This is a genomic window from Cupriavidus sp. SS-3 (genome assembly GCF_035818815.1).
Classification (GTDB): Bacteria; Pseudomonadota; Gammaproteobacteria; order Burkholderiales; family Burkholderiaceae; genus Cupriavidus; species Cupriavidus taiwanensis_C.
Genome location: NZ_JAYLVT010000001.1, coordinates 60,117 through 75,318 on the forward strand (window position 1 = coordinate 60,117; position 15,202 = coordinate 75,318).

Sequence of the window (15,202 nt, forward strand, 5' to 3'; positions counted from 1 at the left end):
TTCAGCCGGCGCGCCAGCGTTGCGCGCGGCGCAGCCAGCCGGCCGACAGCGCGTGCAGCAACAGCGCCGCCAGCACGGCGGTGAGCAGGATCAGCGTCGACATCGCCGCGGCGGGCGCGGTATCGCCGGCATCGTCCATGTTCAGCACCGAGATCGCGGCCAGCACGGTGTCGGGGCTGTACAGGAAGATCACCGCCGAGACCGTCGTCATCGACGACACGAACAGGTAGCGGAAGATGTCGAGCAGCGCCGGCAGGCACACCGGCACGGTCACGCGCCAGCACGTCAGCAGCGGCGCCACGCCCAGCGACAGCGCGGCGGCCTCGAACTCGTGGTCGAGCTGGCGCAGTGCCGCGGCCGCGGTCAGGTGGCCGGTGGTGTAGCAGTGCGCGACATTGCACAGCACCAGCAGCGCCATGGTCCCGTACAGCGCATGCAGCGGATTGCCGGGCGCATTGAAGAAAAACACATAGCCCAGCCCCAGCACCAGGCCCGGCACCGCCATCGGCAGCAGGAAGCCGGCGCGCAGCACGCCATGCAGCCATGCGGGTCCGCGTGTGCGCAGCGTCAGCCAGGCACCGAGGAAGATCGCCACGGTGCCGGCCAGCGCGGTCAATACCGACAGCTTCAGGCTGTTGCGGTAGGCCAGCCAGCCGCCGCCATCCATGTTGTCGAAGTCGTAGTGCGCCAGCGTCAGGCTCAGGTTGTACGGCCACAGCTTGACCAGCGACGCCCCCACCGCGGTGGCGACCACCGCCAGCAGCGCGGCGCTGATGGCCAGCACCAGCAGCAGGCAGGCGCTGTCGCGGCCGCGCTCGGGCGCCGGCACATACACCTGCGCGCGGCTGCCCAGCTGCGTGCGCTGGCGCCGCTGCAGCGCCATGTCGACGGCGAAGGTCAGCAGCGCGGGTGCCAGCAGCAGCATGCCGATCAGCGCGCCGCGGTCGAACTGCTGCTGCCCCACCACGGCCTTGTACGCCTCGAGCGCCAGCACCGGGAAGCCGCCGCCCACCACCTTGGGCACGCCGAAGTCCGTGATCACCAGCGTCAGCACCAGGCACGCCGCGGCGAACAGGCCCTGGCGCGCGCCCGGCAGCGTCACGGTGCGGAAGGTGCGCCACGGGCCGGCGCCCATGGCGCGTGCCGCTTCATAGAGGCGTGCATCGGCCAGCGACAGCGTCGCCACCAGCACCATCAGCGCATGCGGGAAGGTGTAGAAGGCCTCGCCCAGCACGATGCCCCAGAAGCCGTAGATGCCGCCCGGGCCGAACACGTCGCCGAAGATGCCCTGGTTGCCGAACAGATAGACCAGCGCGATCGCCGGCAGCAGCGACGGGGCGAACAGCGGCAGCAGCGCAATGCCGCGCCACAGCGGCCGCAGCGCGATGCAGGAACGCTGCAGCGCGTAGGCAAAGCCGAACGCCAGCGGCACCACCAGCGCCACTACCGTGAGCGACACTGCCACGCTGCGCCCGAGCATCGGCAGGAAGTTGGGGCCGGATACCAGCGCGGCCATGCGCGCGCCCAGCACCCACTGGCCCGCGCCATCGAACCAGGCCTGGCGGAACAGCGCCAGCAGCGGCAGCAGCAGGCCCACGGCAAGCCCGGCCAGCCACAGCCACTTCATCGCCGCGGGGGCGCCGTGCGCCAGCCGCGCGGGCAGGCCGGTGCCGCGCTGCCGGGACGCCGGTGCCTGCGCCGGCAGCAAGGCGGTGACGGCGCGCGTCATGCGAACACCCGCAGCGCCGGCGCCGGCAAGGCAATCCAGAACTTGTGGCCGCCCGGCTCCGGCAGCCGGTGCCGCGCCTCGCGCGCCACGTCGGCAAACAGCGTCAGGCCGGGCAGGCGGTCGGCTTCCAGCGCCAGACGATAGCGGTTGCCCAGGTAGGTCTGGTCGACCACGCGCGCCAGCAGCCGGTTGGGCTCGGCGGGGTCCGGGTCCAGCCGCACCGCCTCCGGGCGGCAGCACAGCCGGCCAGCGCCCGCCAGCGGCTGCGGTGCGTCGACCTGCAACTCGACCGCCTGGCTGCCTTCGCCGATGGTGAAGCGCCCGGCCGGCGCGCCGTGCCCGGGCAGCCAGTTGGCCTGCCCGACAAAGCCGGCGACGAAGGCCGACGCCGGCTGCTCGTAGATCTCGGCGGGCGTGCCCGCCTGCACGATGCGTCCGCCATCCATCACGGCGATGCGGTCGGCCATGGTCATGGCCTCTTCCTGGTCGTGCGTGACCATCACGGTGGTGATGTTCAGTCGGCGCTGCAGCTGGCGCAGCTCCACGCGCAGGTGCTCGCGCACGCGCGCGTCGAGCGCCGACATCGGCTCATCCAGCAGCAGCAGCGACGGCGCCGGCGCCAGCGCGCGGGCCATCGCCACCCGCTGCTGCTGGCCGCCGGAAAGCTGCCCCGGAAACTTGCGTTCGCTGCCGGCCAGGCCGACCAGGTCGAGCATCTCGGCCACGCGCGCGTCGCGGTGCGCGCGCCCCATGCCGCGCCCGTGCAGGCCGTAGGCAACGTTCTGCGCCACGGTCAGGTTGGGGAACAGCGCGTAGGACTGGAACAGGATGCCGTAGTCGCGCGCCTGCGGCGGCAGGCCGGTCAGTTCGCGCGCGCCGGCGTGGATGCGGCCGGCGTCCTCGCGCTCCAGGCCGGCGATGATGCGCAGCAGCGTGGTCTTGCCGCAGCCGGACGGGCCCAGCAGGCACAGCAGCTCGCCCTGCCCCACCGACAGCGACACGCCATCCAGAGCGACGAAACCGCCGAAGCGCTTGCTGACCTGCTCCACGGCCAGGAACGCCCTGCCCTGCGTTGGCTTGCCTGCCTGCATCACCGAATCTCCCTGCATCTCGATCGAATTGGCCGCCAGCATAGGCAGCGCAGATGCCAGCCATATGGCAGATCGGCAAAGGTTTTCGATGGAGGTATCGGGGGATTTGGGATGCGCCGCGCGGTGCGCGAGTCAGGCCTGCTGCGGTGGGGAGGCGATCGACATGTCCGTGTCCGGCACCGGCAGCGGCTTGCGCAGCACCTCGCGCAGCGCCTGCTGCGGCACGCCCTGGCTGAACAGGAAGCCCTGCAGCCCGTCGCATCCCTGCGCGCGCAGGAAGGCAAACTGCGCCGCGGTCTCCACCCCTTCGGCGATCACCTTGAGATGCAGCTGGTGCCCCAGCGCGATGATGGCCGCGGCCACGGCCTGGTCGTGGCCGGGTGTATCCACGCCGTCGACGAAGGACTTGTCGATCTTGAGCCGGCTGATCGGCAGGCGGGTCAGGTAATTGAGCCCCGAGTAGCCGGTACCGAAGTCGTCGATCGACAGCCCCACGCCCAGTTCGCGCAGGCGGCGGAAGGTTTCGATGGTGGTCTCGCCGCCATCGACCAGGATACCCTCGGTGACCTCGATCACCAGCCCCTGCGGCGGCAGGCCGGCCTGCTGCAGGCAGCGCGCCACGGTGTCGGGGAAGTCGGCCTGGCGCAGCTGCAGCGGCGAGATATTGACCGCCACCTCGAGCTCGCGGCCCAGTTCCTCGCGCAAGGCCTGGATCTCGCGGCAGGCGGTAGCCAGGGCCCATTCGCCCAGCGGCACCACCAGGCCGCTCTGCTCGGCAATGGGGATGAACTCGGACGGCTGCATTGCACCGCGCTCGGCGGTCTCCCAGGTGATCAGCGCCTCGACCGCGGGGATGGCCAGCGTGGCGGTATCGACGATCGGCTGGTAGCGCAGCCGGAATTCGTTGGCGGCCAGCGCCCGCCGCAGCAGGCCTTCGATGGTGAAGCGCGTCAGCGAGGCCTCGGCCATGGCGCTGGCAAAGCGGCACAGCTGCGCGCGCCCGCTCTGCTTGGCGGCGTAGACGGCGGAGTCGGCGGACTTGAGCAGTTCGATCAGCGTGTCGCCGTCGTCGGGAAACACCGCCATGCCGATCGACGGCGTCACGCGCAGCCGCTGGCCGCCGGCCAAAAGTTCTTCATTGACGCGCGCCTGGATCTTGGCGGCGATCAGCTCGGCTTCGCTGTCGTGGCGCAGGCCGCCCAGCACCACGCCGAACTCGTCGCCGCCCATGCGCGCCACCAGGTCGCCCTGGCGCACCGTGCCCTTGATGCGGTCGGCCATGGTGCGCAGCACGTCGTCGCCCACCGGGTGGCCGAGCGAATCGTTGATGCGCTTGAAGTGGTCCAGGTCGAGCAGCAGCAGCGCGACGCGCTCGCCGCGGGTGCGCGCGTGCAACAGCAAGGCCTGGGCGCGCTCGCTCAGCTCGGCGCGGTTGGGCAGGCCGGTCAGCGGATCGTGCAGTGCCAGGTGGCGGATGTATTCGTCCACGCGCAGGCGCTCGGTCAGGTCATGGCCGATCGCCTGGTAGCCGGGCGACGGCACGGCGCTTGCACTCACCGGCGAGGCGGGCACCGGCAACGCGGACACCGCCAGCCGCACCGGCATGCGCGAGCCGCCCTTGCGCACCCAGGTCCATTCGCGTTCATCGGTCAGCCCCAGCCGCGGCTTGGCCAGCAGCGCGGTCAGTCCCGGCGGCACCGGCGCGCCCAGCTCGGCGCTCAGTGCGCGCGCGTGGTCGGCCAGTTCGGTGGCGACATGCAGGCCGGTCATGGGCATGTGGCCGACCAGTTCGGCACTGCTGTACCACAGCATGCGCTGGCCGGCCGCGTTGATGCCGGTGATCATCCCGTGCTCGTCGAAGGTGATGACGCAGAAGGCAGCATGGTCGAGCAGGCCGGCATAGCGCGCCGCCTGCACCGCGGCGGCGTCCTGCGCGCGCCGCTCGGGCGCAAGGTCGGTGACCGCCCACAGCCAGTGCGGCGCGGCGCCGTCGCCGGCGGGCAGGGGCGCGACGCTGACGCGCAGCGCAAAGCTGTCGCCGTCGGCACGCACGCCGGCCAGTTCGCGGTGGATCGCGGAACCCGCCGCGGCGTCGGCGGGCATCACGCCGGCGGCGCCGGGAATCAGCGCGTCCAGGCTGCGTCCGGCCAGGCGCCTGGCATCGGTGCCCAGCAATTGCCCGGCGCGCTCGCTGGCGCGCACCACCACGCCGTGCGCATCGGTCACGACAAAGCCGTCGGCGGACTGCGCCAGGCAGGCCTGCAGCATGGCGCTGTCGTCCTCCCAGCCGTGCACGGCCCGCGCCTCGCGCTGGCGCGCGGCGCGGCCCTGGCGCGCCAGCGCATGGGTCAGCCAGGCCAGCAGCAGCGTCGCCAGCGCACCCGCGGCCGGCAGCAGCAACGCGGGCCGCGGGCCATGCGCGGCTTCGAAGGCCGGACGGGTAGCGGCGCGCAGCGTCCAGCTGCGGCCACCGTACTGGAACTGGCGCTCGCCCCGCAGCAACGGCGCGCTGCCGTCCTCGCGCAGCTCGCCTTCGGTGGGGCCGCCCGACAGCAGCGCGCCGGCAGCGGCGGGGCCGCCCTCGTGCAGCGACAACTCGAGCTCGTTCGACGCCGAGGCCCCGACCGCGCGCATCAGGTCGCCCAAACGCAGCGACAGGTAGACGTAGCCCAGCACGGCTTCGCGCCGCTGCGCCACCGTGCCGACCGCAGCACCGCCGCCATAGACCGGCAGGAACACCAGCGCGCCGCGCTGGCGCGCCACGGCCCCCGTGGCTGCGACTTCGCCGATCGGGTCCAGGCCGGCGCTCAGGCGCGGCTCGCCGCTGTCGCGCGCGGCTTCGAGCGCGGCCAGGCGGGTGGGCTCGGACAGCATGTCGAAACCGGCGATGCGCATGCTGCGCCCGTCCAGCGGATCGATGTAGAGAATGGGCGCGTACAGCTCGCGCGCGCCGGCGGGATGGACGCTGAAATCGGCAAGGCCGTCGGCGCGGGCGGCCTGCACCAGTTGCGGCAACTGCCGTGGCGTGGCGAGCGGCGCATAGCCGATGGCCTGGGTGCCGGCCGGCAGGTCGTCGCGCTGCGCGGTATAGAGGTAGTTGCGCCATTGCGCGCGCGAGGTGCCGGGATTGGCCGTCATCACCGCGGCCACGCCGCGCAGCAGCCGTTCGTTCTCCAGCATGCGCTCGCGCAGCGCGCTGCCCGCTTGCGCCAGCAGCGCGTCGAAGTGCTGCTGGGCGGCGCGGCGCTCGAGCCGGTCGGCCTGCAGCCATGCCCCCGCCGTCAGCAGCGCGCCGCCGGCCGCGACCAGCAATGACAACAGGGCGGGGGAAAGCGAAGTCAGTCTCATGGTCGGGGGGTTCCGGCATGCGGCAGGGGCACCGCCCCTGCGCAGGCTTGCCGCCACGCGGCCGGCCTTCGCCTTAGCGGGGGACTATACCGTGGCGCAGGCAGCGCGCACAGCCCCGCCGCGGCATGGACACGAGCGCGGGGGAAATGCCCGATGCCCCACCAAGGCAGGGGTATGGTAGGGTTGCACCCGAGACTCGACCTGCAGTTTGCGACAAGCCCGCGCTGTGCCTCGCTGCCCTTGCGCCCCCACTGCACCCGACATGCCCGTTTACACGCCCACGCTGAAAGCGCGCATTGCGATCATCACCACCGTGCTGGCCGCGGTGTTCGGCACCGGCATCATACTGATCGCCCTGTATGACGCGCACAGCGATCTGCACGATGCGCTCGAGGGCCAGCAGGATTCCGTGGTCAAGCTGACCGCCAACCAGCTCGACACGGCCATGAACGACCGCATCCAGCTGCTGTCGCACCAGGCCGGCCAGCTCGGCGACCTGATGGCGCAGGCGCACGGCGCGCACGCTGCGGCGGCGCGGCAGCGCGCGCTGCAGGCGCTGTCCGCCGCGATCCCGGTGCCGGCGGCATTCAACGCGCTGCTGGTCGCCGACCGGCACGGCAATGTCCTCAGCGGCCAGGGCGACGGCGCCGAAGTCCGCGACCGCGATTACTTCCGCGAGGCGGCGCGCACGCTGGCGCCGGTGGTATCGCCGCCGATCCGCTCGCGCACCAGTGGCCAGATGGGCGTGCTGGTGGCGGTGCCGGTGCTGTCGCCGCAGCGCGGCTTCCTGGGCCTGGTGGGCGGATGGCTGGACCTGTCCAGCGCCAACTTCCTGGTCGACATCCTGCACAACCGGCTCGGCACCACCGGCTACTACTGCCTGGTCTCGGCCGGCCGCGAGCCGGTCTACGTGCGCCATCCCGATCCCGCGCAGGCACGCCAGCCGGCACGGCCCGTGGCCGACACCTGCGGCGAGGACGACAGCCCCGCCCCGCTGGAATTCCTGACGCCGGCGCGGCCGGTGATCGCGCGCTACCTGATGTCGAGCACCGGCTGGGAACTGGTGGCATTGCTGCCGGCGCGCGAAGCCTACGCGCCGCTGCGGCAGATGCAGCAGCGCTTCCTCGGCATGGCGGGGGTGGCGATGGCCGGGGTGGCGCTGCTGATCTGGCTGGCGGTGCGGCGCCAGCTGACGCCGCTGTCGCGCCTGCACCGGGTGGTGCTGGCCAGCGCCAACGACCTGTCCGCGTTCGAGCGCCTGCCCACGCGCCAGCAGCGCGACGAGATCGGCGACCTGACGCGCGCCTTCATCAAGCTGATGCGCGACGTGCGCGAGCGCCGCCAGGCGCTGGACCGCAGCGAGCGCCGGCTGCGCGCGGTGACCGACACGCTGCCGTCGCTGCTGGCCTTTGTCGATACCGAAGCGCGCTATGTGTTCAACAACCTGGCCTATGAGCGCGTGTTCGGCCTGAAGCCCGAAGAGCTGCGCGGCAAGCCCATGCGCGAGGTGCTGGGCGAGGCCCGCTTCGCGCGCGTGCGGCCGTTCCTGGAGCGCGCGCTGGCCGGCAGCGCGGTGACCTTTGAAACCGAGGACGAAGGCCCCGACTACCACTGCATGGAAACCAGCCTGCGCCCGGAATGGAGCGCCGACGGCAGCGAAGTGGTGGGCGTGCATGTCCACGTGCAGGACATCACCCAGCGCAAGCTCGAGACCCAGCGCCTGGCGCGCATGTCGCGCACCGACCACCTGACCCAGCTGCTCAACCGCAGCGCCTTCGAAGGCCAGCTGCACGCGGCCATGGCGCGCAGCCGCGAGCAGGGCGCGCTGATGGCGCTGCTGTATCTGGACATGGACCGCTTCAAGGCGGTCAACGATATCCACGGCCACGCCGCCGGCGACCTGCTGCTGCAGGACTTCGCGCAGCGCGTGCGCCGCTGCGTGCGCGACAGCGATACCGTGGCCCGGCTGGGCGGCGACGAGTTCGCCGTGGTGCTCGAAGACCTGGCGCAGCCCGCCGCCGCGCGCCGGGTCGCGCAAGCGATCCTGCAGGCGATGGACGTTCCCTTCAGCTTCGAGGGCGTGCGCGCCGACGTCGATGTCAGCATCGGCGTGGCGCTGTACCGCGGTGGCCCGGCGCAGGACCACGAGCTGATGCGGCTCGCCGACGTGCTGCTATACCGCGCCAAGGGCGCGGGCCGCGGCCGCTACGAGATCGGTCCGCCCGAACTGGCGGACCAACCCAGCCCGCAGCACGCGGGGCCGTTCCCGGCTCAGTGAAGCGTGCCCGCGGGCTTGTCCGGCACCGCGCCGGCCGCGCCCTCGGGCTCGAACGGCACGTGGCGGCCGTCGCTCGACTGGTAGCCGAGCTGGGCGTCGGCGCCCAGCATCTTTTCCCAGGCGATCATGGCCTGGGCGACGGCCTCTGGCGCACCCTTGAACACCACCACGTCGTTGCCGCAGTTCGGGCATTCGCCACCGAACACCGCGTCGATGCCGGGGAGGCCCGGCACGTCGAGTGCGTCGAACTGTGCAAACGCGGTCTTGCAGTGCCCGCACACCAGCTGGGCGGGGCGCAAGGCCTCGATCTTTGCGCGTGCCTGTGCCGCACGCTCCTCGGGGGTACCCCGCCGTTTTGCCTCGCCCATGATGTCCTTCCTTCCCCGTGCTGCCGGTGTGTGTGTGTTTGCAGCGGCCGGCCGCTCGGGCCGGTGCCGTGCCTGTTAGATGCGCAATGCGGGCCGGTGGTGCCCCGGACCGTGGCCAGGTGACGGCCGCGATGCCTGCGAGCCGGCGCCTGCCGGCCGCGCCTACCCGGCATTGTAACCAGCGCGGCGCTGCAAATACCGGGCCGACAGGAAGCGGCAGCGCCTGCTATTGTGGATAACGATGCCCCGTGCGGGCGCGGATGCGCCGCCTGCCGCACCGCGGGCATGCCGGTTCCATCCACCTACCCCCGAAGGAGGACGTTCCATGATCCGACCCACCGTGCAGGAAAACGCCGCCCGCTACGCCGACTGCATTGCCGCCTGCAATGCCGCGGCGGCGGCCGCCCTCAAGTGCGCGGCCGCCTGCCTGGAAGAACAGGACGTGCGCAAGATGGCGCGCTGCATTGCGCTGGACATGGATTGCGCCGGCATCGCCCAGCTGGCCGCGTCCTACATGCTGCGCAACAGCGAGTTCGCGCCGCTGGTGTGCGAGGACTGCGCCGAGGTCTGCAAGTGGTGCAAGGAAGAATGCGAGCGCCATGACGCCGAGCATTGCCAGGAATGCGCGCGCGCCTGCGCCGTCTGCATGGAGCAGTGCCTGAAAATGACAGCGTAGCGCCGGCGCCGCGCGCCCCAGGCTCGCGCTCGCTCAATCCCCGCCGGGCGCCTGCGCGGCCGGTGTGTCCGCCAGCGCGACGAAGGCATCGATCAGCCGCGCGCCGCGCCGCTCGCGCAGGCAGTACAGGTATTCGTGCAGGCACGGCGCGGCATCGGTGAAGCCCAGCACGCGCAGGTCGGGATGGCTTGGCACCTCGTGCCGGGCAATCACCGAAACGCCCAGGTTGCGGATCACCGCTTCGCGGATCGATTCCCGGCTGCCGATTTCCATCTGCGCCGCCGGGCTGACGCGCGCCTGCGCCAGCATGTCCTCGGTAGCGATGCGCGTGGTCGAGCCCAGCTCGCGCATCAGCAGCCGGCAGTTCGCCAGCGCGCTCACCGGCACTTCGGTATGGCCGGCCAGCGCATGGGTGCGGTGCACCACCAGCATCAGCGGATCGACGCCCAGCAGCATGCGCGACAGGCGCGCGTCGTCGACGCGCTGCGACGAGGTGGCAAGGTCGACGCGGTATTCCTGCAGCGCCTCCAGCACCTCCTGCGAGTTGCCGGTGACCACGCTGACGTCGATCGCGGGAAAACGCTCGCTGAAGCGGCGGATCAGTTCCAGCACGTAGTACGGCGCGGTGGCGCCCACGCGCAGGCTGCCGGTGCGCAGGTCGCCCGAATGGCGCAGGAAGAAGTCGATCTCGGTTTCCTGCTGCACCAGCGCCTCGACTCGCGGCAGCAGTGCCAGCCCGGCGTCGGACAGCGCCAGCCGGCGCCCGCCGCGGTGGAACAGCTCGACCCCGTAGGCCTCTTCCAGCGCGCGGATCTGCGCGGTGATGGTGGGCTGCGACAGGCCCAGGCGCTTGGCCGCCTGGGTGACGCTGCCGATGCGGGCCACCATGAAGAAGGATTTGAGCTGGGCGATGAGCATGCGGCGGGACAAGTCGCGAACGCCGGCCACGCGGCAGGACGGCTGGGCGCGGGCACCCGCCATGGCGAAGCGGTATTCTAATGGACCGCACCACGTCCTCCGGCCCAGCCGCCCGCCGCCTTGCCAAGGAGTCAACCCATGCCTTCCCCGTCCACCGCCACCCGCATCGAAAAAGACAGCCTGGGCGACGTGCCCGTGCCCGCCGACCATTTGTGGGGGGCGCAGACCGAGCGCTCGCGCCAGAACTTCCGCATCGGCACCGAGAAGATGCCGCCCGCGCTGATCGAGGCCTTTGCCATCCTGAAGCTGTGCGCGGCGCGCGCCAACGGCGAACTGGGCGTGCTGCCGCCCGAACTCGCGCATGCCATCGAGCAGGCCGCCGCCGAGGTCATCGAAGGCCGCTGGCCCGACGAGTTCCCGCTGTCGGTGTGGCAGACCGGCTCCGGCACGCAGACCAACATGAACCTGAACGAGGTCATCGCCAACCGCGCCATCCAGCTGCTGGGCGGCGAGGTCGGCAGCAAGACCCCGGTGCACCCGAACGACCACGTCAACGCCAGCCAGTCGTCCAACGACAGCTTCCCCACCGCGATGCACATTGCCGCCACGCGCGCGATCCAGCAGCAACTGCTGCCGGCGCTGGAGCAGCTGCAGCAAACCTTCGCGCGCAAGGTCGAGGCCTTTGCCGATATCGTCAAGGTAGGCCGCACGCACCTGCAGGACGCGGTGCCGCTGACGCTGGGGCAGGAGTTCTCCGGCTACATGGCGCAGGTGGCCGATGCGCAGTCGCGCCTGCAGCAGGCCATGCTGCGCGCGATGCCGGTGGCGCAGGGCGGCACCGCGGTGGGCACCGGCCTGAACGCGCCGCACGGCTTTGCCGCCGCCTTTGCGCGCGCGCTGGCCGACTACACCGGCCTGCCGTTCGAGCCCGCGCCCAACCGCTATGCGTTGCAGGCCGCGCACGATGCGCTGGCCGACTTGTCGGGCGCGCTCAACACCACTGCGTCGTCATTCCTGAAGATCGCGCGCGATTTCATGCTGCTGGGCTCCGGGCCGCGCGCCGGCTTTGCCGAGCTGGTGCTGCCGGCCAACGAGCCGGGCTCTTCGATCATGCCGGGCAAGGTCAACCCGACCCAGGCCGAGGCGCTGGCGATGGTGTGCTGCCGCGTGATCGGCAACCACACCACGGTGACGCTGGCGAACGGACTGGGCACGCTCGAGCTGAACGCCTACAAGCCGGTGATCATCTACAGCCTGCTGCAATCGGTGAGCCTGCTGGCGGGCGCGGCCTCGAGCTTCGCCGAGCATATGGTCGAGGGGGTCGAGGCCGACCGCGAGCGCATCGCCGAACTGCTGGAGCGCTCGCTGATGCCGGTGACCGCGCTCAATCCGCATATCGGCTACGACCGCGCCGCGGAAATCGCCAAGCTGGCGGTCAAGCGCAACCTGTCGCTGCGCGAGGCCGCGATCGCGTCCGGGCATGTCACCGAGGCGCAGTTTGCCGAGTGGATCGACCTGAAGGGGATGACGCGCGAGGTGTAGCGCGTGCGGGCTTGAAACAGAGGCGCCCGGCGCGGAACCGCGCCGGGGCGGGCCGGCGTCAGCCGACGAAGGCCTTTTCCAGCACGAAATGGCCGGGGTGGCTCATATTGCCTTCGGCAAAGCCGCGCGCTTCGAGGATGGCGCGCACGTCCTTCAGCATATCCGGGCTGCCGCACAGCATGATTCGGTCGTTCTCGGTCGAGAACGGCGCCATGTCCAGGCGCTCGAACAGCTCGCCCGAGGCGATCAGGTCGGTGATGCGGCCGCGGTTGTCGAACTCTTCGCGGGTCACGGTCGGGAAGTACACCAGCTTTTCGCGCACCAGCTCGCCCAGGTGCTCGTGCTGGGGCAGGTGTTCCTGGATCAGCTCGCGGTAGGCCAGCTCTTCGACGAAGCGGCAGGTATGGGTCAGCACCACCCTGTCGTAGCGCTCGTAGACGTCGGGGTCACGGATGATCGACAGGAACGGCGCCAGGCCGGTGCCGGTGGCCAGCAGCCACAGGGTCTTGCCGGGCAGCAGGTTGTCCACCAGCAGCGTGCCGGTCGGCTTCTTGCCAACGTAGATCTGGTCGCCTTCGCGCAGGTGCTGCAGGCGCGAGGTCAGCGGGCCGTCGGGCACCTTGATGCTGAAGAATTCCAGCGTCTCTTCATAGTTGGCGCTGGCAATGCTGTAGGCGCGCAGCAGCGGGCGGCCATTCACTTCCAGGCCGACCATGGCGAACTGGCCGTTTTCAAAGCGGAAACCGGGGTCGCGCGTGCAGGTGAAGCTGAAAAGGGTGTCGGTCCAGTGATGGACGGAAAGGATCGATTGCTGGTTCAGATTGCTCATGGCAAGACGCGGAATGCAGCGCGACGGCGCGCCAAAAAAACGGCTGGGAAGGAAGCGATCTTAACGCAAGCCCCGGCTCGGCGCAGGCGGAGCCTGCAACGGCAGCAGGGATTAGCGCCAATCCCGAGCGGATGAGCCGAAGCCATCACGTCGATAAACGCGTGGCGGCGCTTGCCTGGCTCAGCGAGATCCCGGCTTCACCCGCCAGGCGTGAGCGCGCCGGACAGTTCGCAGCGCTGGCGCGCCAGCGCTTCGCGCGAATAGCCGTGGCGCACCCGCAGCTGGTGCTCGACGGCGTCGGCCTGGTCCAGGCACGCGAACACCAGGTCGTCCTTGACGCGTTGCGACACGCCCTTCAGGCGCGGCGCCTCGTACGCGACCTGGCGCGCGCGGCAGCGCAGGAACAGCAGGGTTTCCTGCGAGGCGATGATCAGCTGGTCATGCTCGATCCGCTTGCATTCGACCAGATCCTGGGCGGAGGCGCTGGCGCCGGCAAAGAACAAAGGCAGGCACAGCCATCGGCGCAACGAGCGGTGCATGGCAAACGGGGGCGCAGAAGGCCAGTTGAGGGTCCGGCTCGAATCATTGCCCAGACCCGCGCCCAGCGCAAGCCGCAGTGCGCGCAACATCGCATTGCGGCACGGCGCCGGACGGTGCCAATTCGGATATCGGTGTCCATTTAGCGGAACAATTGCCCGCAAAGGCTGAAAACTTCGTCGTCACGCCGCCCATGCTGCATCGCAACATAGGGCTGGGACGTAAGTCCCGCCCGGCATGAAGAGGCTTGGGCCACTCAAGACCGCGCTCCACTGGTATGTGAGCGCCCGCCGGCCCCATGCCGCCGGCATGGCAATATACGGGGGCCGTCACCGCCCCTGTCTTTTCCTGATCACCCCATGGACCTGAACGCCCTGCGCCTGTTCGTCGACATCGTCGACGCCGGCAACCTGAGCGCGGCCGCGCGCAAGCTCAAGATGACGCGCGCCAATGTCAGCTACCGGCTCAAGGCGCTGGAAGAAGAGCTGGGCGTGCAGCTGCTGCGCCGGACCACGCGCCATGTCGAGCCGACGCCGGTGGGCGCCGGCCTGTACGAGCACGGCCGCAATATCCTGGGCGAGGTCGCGGCGGCCAATGCGCTGATCAGCAACATGGGCAAGAGCCTGCAGGGCCATGTGCGGCTGTCGGTGCCCACCGGGCTGGGCCATTCGCTGCTGTCGCCGCTGCTGGTGCGGTTCAAGCAGCGCTATCCGGACATCACCCTGGATGTCGTGTTCGACAACCGCGTGCACAACCTGGTGTCCGAGGACGTGGAGGTGGCGCTGCGCATCATCTCGACGCCGCCGGATTCGGTGGTGGCCACCGAGATCGGCGCGGTCGACTGGATCGTCTGCGCCGCGCCCGCGTACCTTGCCGGCCACCCGGCGCCGCAGGCACTGGCCGGGCTGCAGTCGCATGCCATCGTGTGCGCGTCGCCGGTGGGGCAGAAGCTCAAGGCATCGGGCTCGCGCGAAGGCGGCAACGATGGCGAGGTGCGCGAACAAGTGGTGCTCGAGCCCACGCTCAGCTCGGAGAACTTCGCCTTCCTGAAAGAGGCGGTGCTGGCCGGCCTGGGCGTCGGCATCTTCCCGATCTATGCGATCGGCGCGGAACTGGACAGCGGCGCACTGGTGCCGCTGCTGTCCGACTACCGCATCAGCGTGTTCGGCAGCAAGCTCTACATGCTGACCATGCCCAACCGCTACCAGACCCTGGCCACGCGTTACCTGCTGAATTTCTTGAAGACCGAACTGCAGGCGGTGTGGCCGCGGCTGCACCGCTAGCCGCAGGCCATCGCCATGGCGCCGGCGCACTATATTAGGAGCACAAGGATAACCGTCGGCGCATCCGGAACCTAGGAGCAATCATGGCCCTGGCTAGTACGCTCGCTAACTGCCTGAGCAGCAAGAACACCCGCTACGACATCATCCGCCACCCCTACACCCTGAGCAGCATGGCCACGGCAGAGGCCGCGCACGTGCCCGGGGACCGGCTGGCCAAGACGCTGTTGCTGGAGGATGAACGCGGCTACGTTGCCGCTGTGATCCCTTCGAGCCATCACCTGCAGATGGCGGCCATCTGCGAACAGACCGGGCGCAACCTGGTGCTGGCGCACGAGGACGAGATCCGCGAGATATTCAAGGATTGCGACCTCGGCGCGATTCCGCCGGTGGCGATGGCATACGGCATGACAACTTATGTGGACGACAGCCTGATGCAGCAGCCCGAAGTGTATTTCGAGGGCGGCGACCACCAGGACCTGGTGCACATGAGCGGCGACCAGTTCAAGCAACTGATGTCGGATGCGGGGCATGGGCAGTTCTCGCGCCGCATGATGTAAGCGGTGCGACGGCAACGGCCACCACGCGGGTTGCGGCCCGCGCGGT

The 15,202-nt window shown here is 70.3% G+C and carries 12 protein-coding genes; 5 read left to right on the plus strand and 7 right to left on the minus strand.

All coding sequences use genetic code 11. The features are described 5' to 3' along the window. Position 1: 1 nt before the first annotated feature. The 3 genes from U9J39_RS00260 to U9J39_RS00270 form a co-directional block, all read right to left on the minus strand. A complete protein-coding gene (locus U9J39_RS00260; protein WP_326346260.1) occupies positions 2-1,729 on the minus strand; it encodes a putative 2-aminoethylphosphonate ABC transporter permease subunit in 1,728 nt (575 codons plus the stop codon). Beyond that, positions 1,726-2,820 carry a putative 2-aminoethylphosphonate ABC transporter ATP-binding protein gene (locus U9J39_RS00265; RefSeq protein ID WP_326346523.1) on the minus strand — a complete coding sequence of 365 codons (1,095 nt, stop codon included), beginning with the start codon at positions 2,818-2,820 and terminating at the stop codon, positions 1,726-1,728. The genes U9J39_RS00260 and U9J39_RS00265 overlap by 4 nt, the downstream gene beginning before the upstream one ends. 132 nt (positions 2,821-2,952) lie before the next feature. Continuing rightward, on the minus strand, positions 2,953-6,168 hold the full coding sequence (locus U9J39_RS00270; RefSeq protein WP_326346261.1) for a bifunctional diguanylate cyclase/phosphodiesterase: 3,216 nt from the start codon (positions 6,166-6,168) through the stop codon (positions 2,953-2,955). A 262-nt stretch (positions 6,169-6,430) separates the two neighbouring features. On the opposite strand from U9J39_RS00270, the gene U9J39_RS00275 reads away from it, so the two are divergent. Beyond that, a complete protein-coding gene (locus tag U9J39_RS00275; protein ID WP_326346262.1) occupies positions 6,431-8,446 on the plus strand; it encodes a sensor domain-containing diguanylate cyclase in 2,016 nt (671 codons plus the stop codon). Here the strand turns inward: U9J39_RS00275 and U9J39_RS00280 are convergent. Beyond that, on the minus strand, positions 8,440-8,814 hold the full coding sequence (locus tag U9J39_RS00280; RefSeq protein ID WP_062804036.1) for a hypothetical protein: 375 nt from the start codon (positions 8,812-8,814) through the stop codon (positions 8,440-8,442). The genes U9J39_RS00275 and U9J39_RS00280 overlap by 7 nt on opposite strands. A gap of 325 nt (positions 8,815-9,139) precedes the next feature. Here U9J39_RS00280 and U9J39_RS00285 point away from each other — a divergent pair, with 325 nt between their 5' ends. Further along, positions 9,140-9,490 carry a four-helix bundle copper-binding protein gene (locus U9J39_RS00285; RefSeq protein WP_012354956.1) on the plus strand — a complete coding sequence of 117 codons (351 nt, stop codon included), beginning with the start codon at positions 9,140-9,142 and terminating at the stop codon, positions 9,488-9,490. Positions 9,491-9,523: 33 nt separating this feature from the next. Here U9J39_RS00285 and U9J39_RS00290 read toward each other — a convergent pair whose 3' ends face one another. Next, complete coding sequence (locus U9J39_RS00290) at positions 9,524-10,408, minus strand: LysR family transcriptional regulator (protein WP_115711869.1); 885 nt, start codon at positions 10,406-10,408, stop codon at positions 9,524-9,526. A 138-nt stretch (positions 10,409-10,546) separates the two neighbouring features. On the opposite strand from U9J39_RS00290, the gene fumC reads away from it, so the two are divergent. Beyond that, positions 10,547-11,950 carry a class II fumarate hydratase gene (gene fumC, locus U9J39_RS00295; RefSeq protein WP_326346263.1) on the plus strand — a complete coding sequence of 468 codons (1,404 nt, stop codon included), beginning with the start codon at positions 10,547-10,549 and terminating at the stop codon, positions 11,948-11,950. 58 nt (positions 11,951-12,008) lie between these two features. On the opposite strand, the gene U9J39_RS00300 is transcribed toward fumC, so the two are convergent. Both U9J39_RS00300 and U9J39_RS00305 read right to left on the minus strand, forming a co-directional pair. Then, on the minus strand, positions 12,009-12,779 hold the full coding sequence (locus U9J39_RS00300) for a ferredoxin--NADP reductase (protein WP_018006019.1): 771 nt from the start codon (positions 12,777-12,779) through the stop codon (positions 12,009-12,011). Between the two features lie 197 nt (positions 12,780-12,976). After that, positions 12,977-13,318 (minus strand): hypothetical protein, encoded by a 342-nt coding sequence (locus U9J39_RS00305; RefSeq protein ID WP_092314779.1) that lies wholly within the window; start codon positions 13,316-13,318, stop codon positions 12,977-12,979. Positions 13,319-13,675: 357 nt separating this feature from the next. Between U9J39_RS00305 and U9J39_RS00310 the strand changes: the two genes are divergently transcribed. Then, positions 13,676-14,599 (plus strand): LysR family transcriptional regulator, encoded by a 924-nt coding sequence (locus U9J39_RS00310; RefSeq protein ID WP_115682137.1) that lies wholly within the window; start codon positions 13,676-13,678, stop codon positions 14,597-14,599. 83 nt (positions 14,600-14,682) lie between these two features. Then, complete coding sequence (locus U9J39_RS00315; RefSeq protein WP_018006022.1) at positions 14,683-15,156, plus strand: aminoacyl-tRNA deacylase; 474 nt, start codon at positions 14,683-14,685, stop codon at positions 15,154-15,156. Positions 15,157-15,202: the final 46 nt, after the last annotated feature.

Bases quoted from the DNA above. Each gene is read 5' to 3' on its own strand.
- U9J39_RS00260 (WP_326346260.1), bottom strand. From the start codon at position 1,729: ATGACGCGCGCCGTCACCGCCTTGCTGCCGGCGCAGGCACCGGCGTCC.
- U9J39_RS00270 (WP_326346261.1), bottom strand. From the start codon at position 6,168: ATGAGACTGACTTCGCTTTCCCCCGCCCTGTTGTCATTGCTGGTCGCG.
- U9J39_RS00280 (WP_062804036.1), bottom strand. From the start codon at position 8,814: ATGGGCGAGGCAAAACGGCGGGGTACCCCCGAGGAGCGTGCGGCACAG.
- U9J39_RS00300 (WP_018006019.1), bottom strand. From the start codon at position 12,779: ATGAGCAATCTGAACCAGCAATCGATCCTTTCCGTCCATCACTGGACC.
- U9J39_RS00310 (WP_115682137.1), top strand. From the start codon at position 13,676: ATGGACCTGAACGCCCTGCGCCTGTTCGTCGACATCGTCGACGCCGGC.
- U9J39_RS00275 (WP_326346262.1), top strand. From the start codon at position 6,431: ATGCCCGTTTACACGCCCACGCTGAAAGCGCGCATTGCGATCATCACC.
- U9J39_RS00305 (WP_092314779.1), bottom strand. From the start codon at position 13,318: ATGCACCGCTCGTTGCGCCGATGGCTGTGCCTGCCTTTGTTCTTTGCC.
- fumC (WP_326346263.1), top strand. From the start codon at position 10,547: ATGCCTTCCCCGTCCACCGCCACCCGCATCGAAAAAGACAGCCTGGGC.
- U9J39_RS00285 (WP_012354956.1), top strand. From the start codon at position 9,140: ATGATCCGACCCACCGTGCAGGAAAACGCCGCCCGCTACGCCGACTGC.
- U9J39_RS00290 (WP_115711869.1), bottom strand. From the start codon at position 10,408: ATGCTCATCGCCCAGCTCAAATCCTTCTTCATGGTGGCCCGCATCGGC.
- U9J39_RS00265 (WP_326346523.1), bottom strand. From the start codon at position 2,820: ATGCAGGCAGGCAAGCCAACGCAGGGCAGGGCGTTCCTGGCCGTGGAG.
- U9J39_RS00315 (WP_018006022.1), top strand. From the start codon at position 14,683: ATGGCCCTGGCTAGTACGCTCGCTAACTGCCTGAGCAGCAAGAACACC.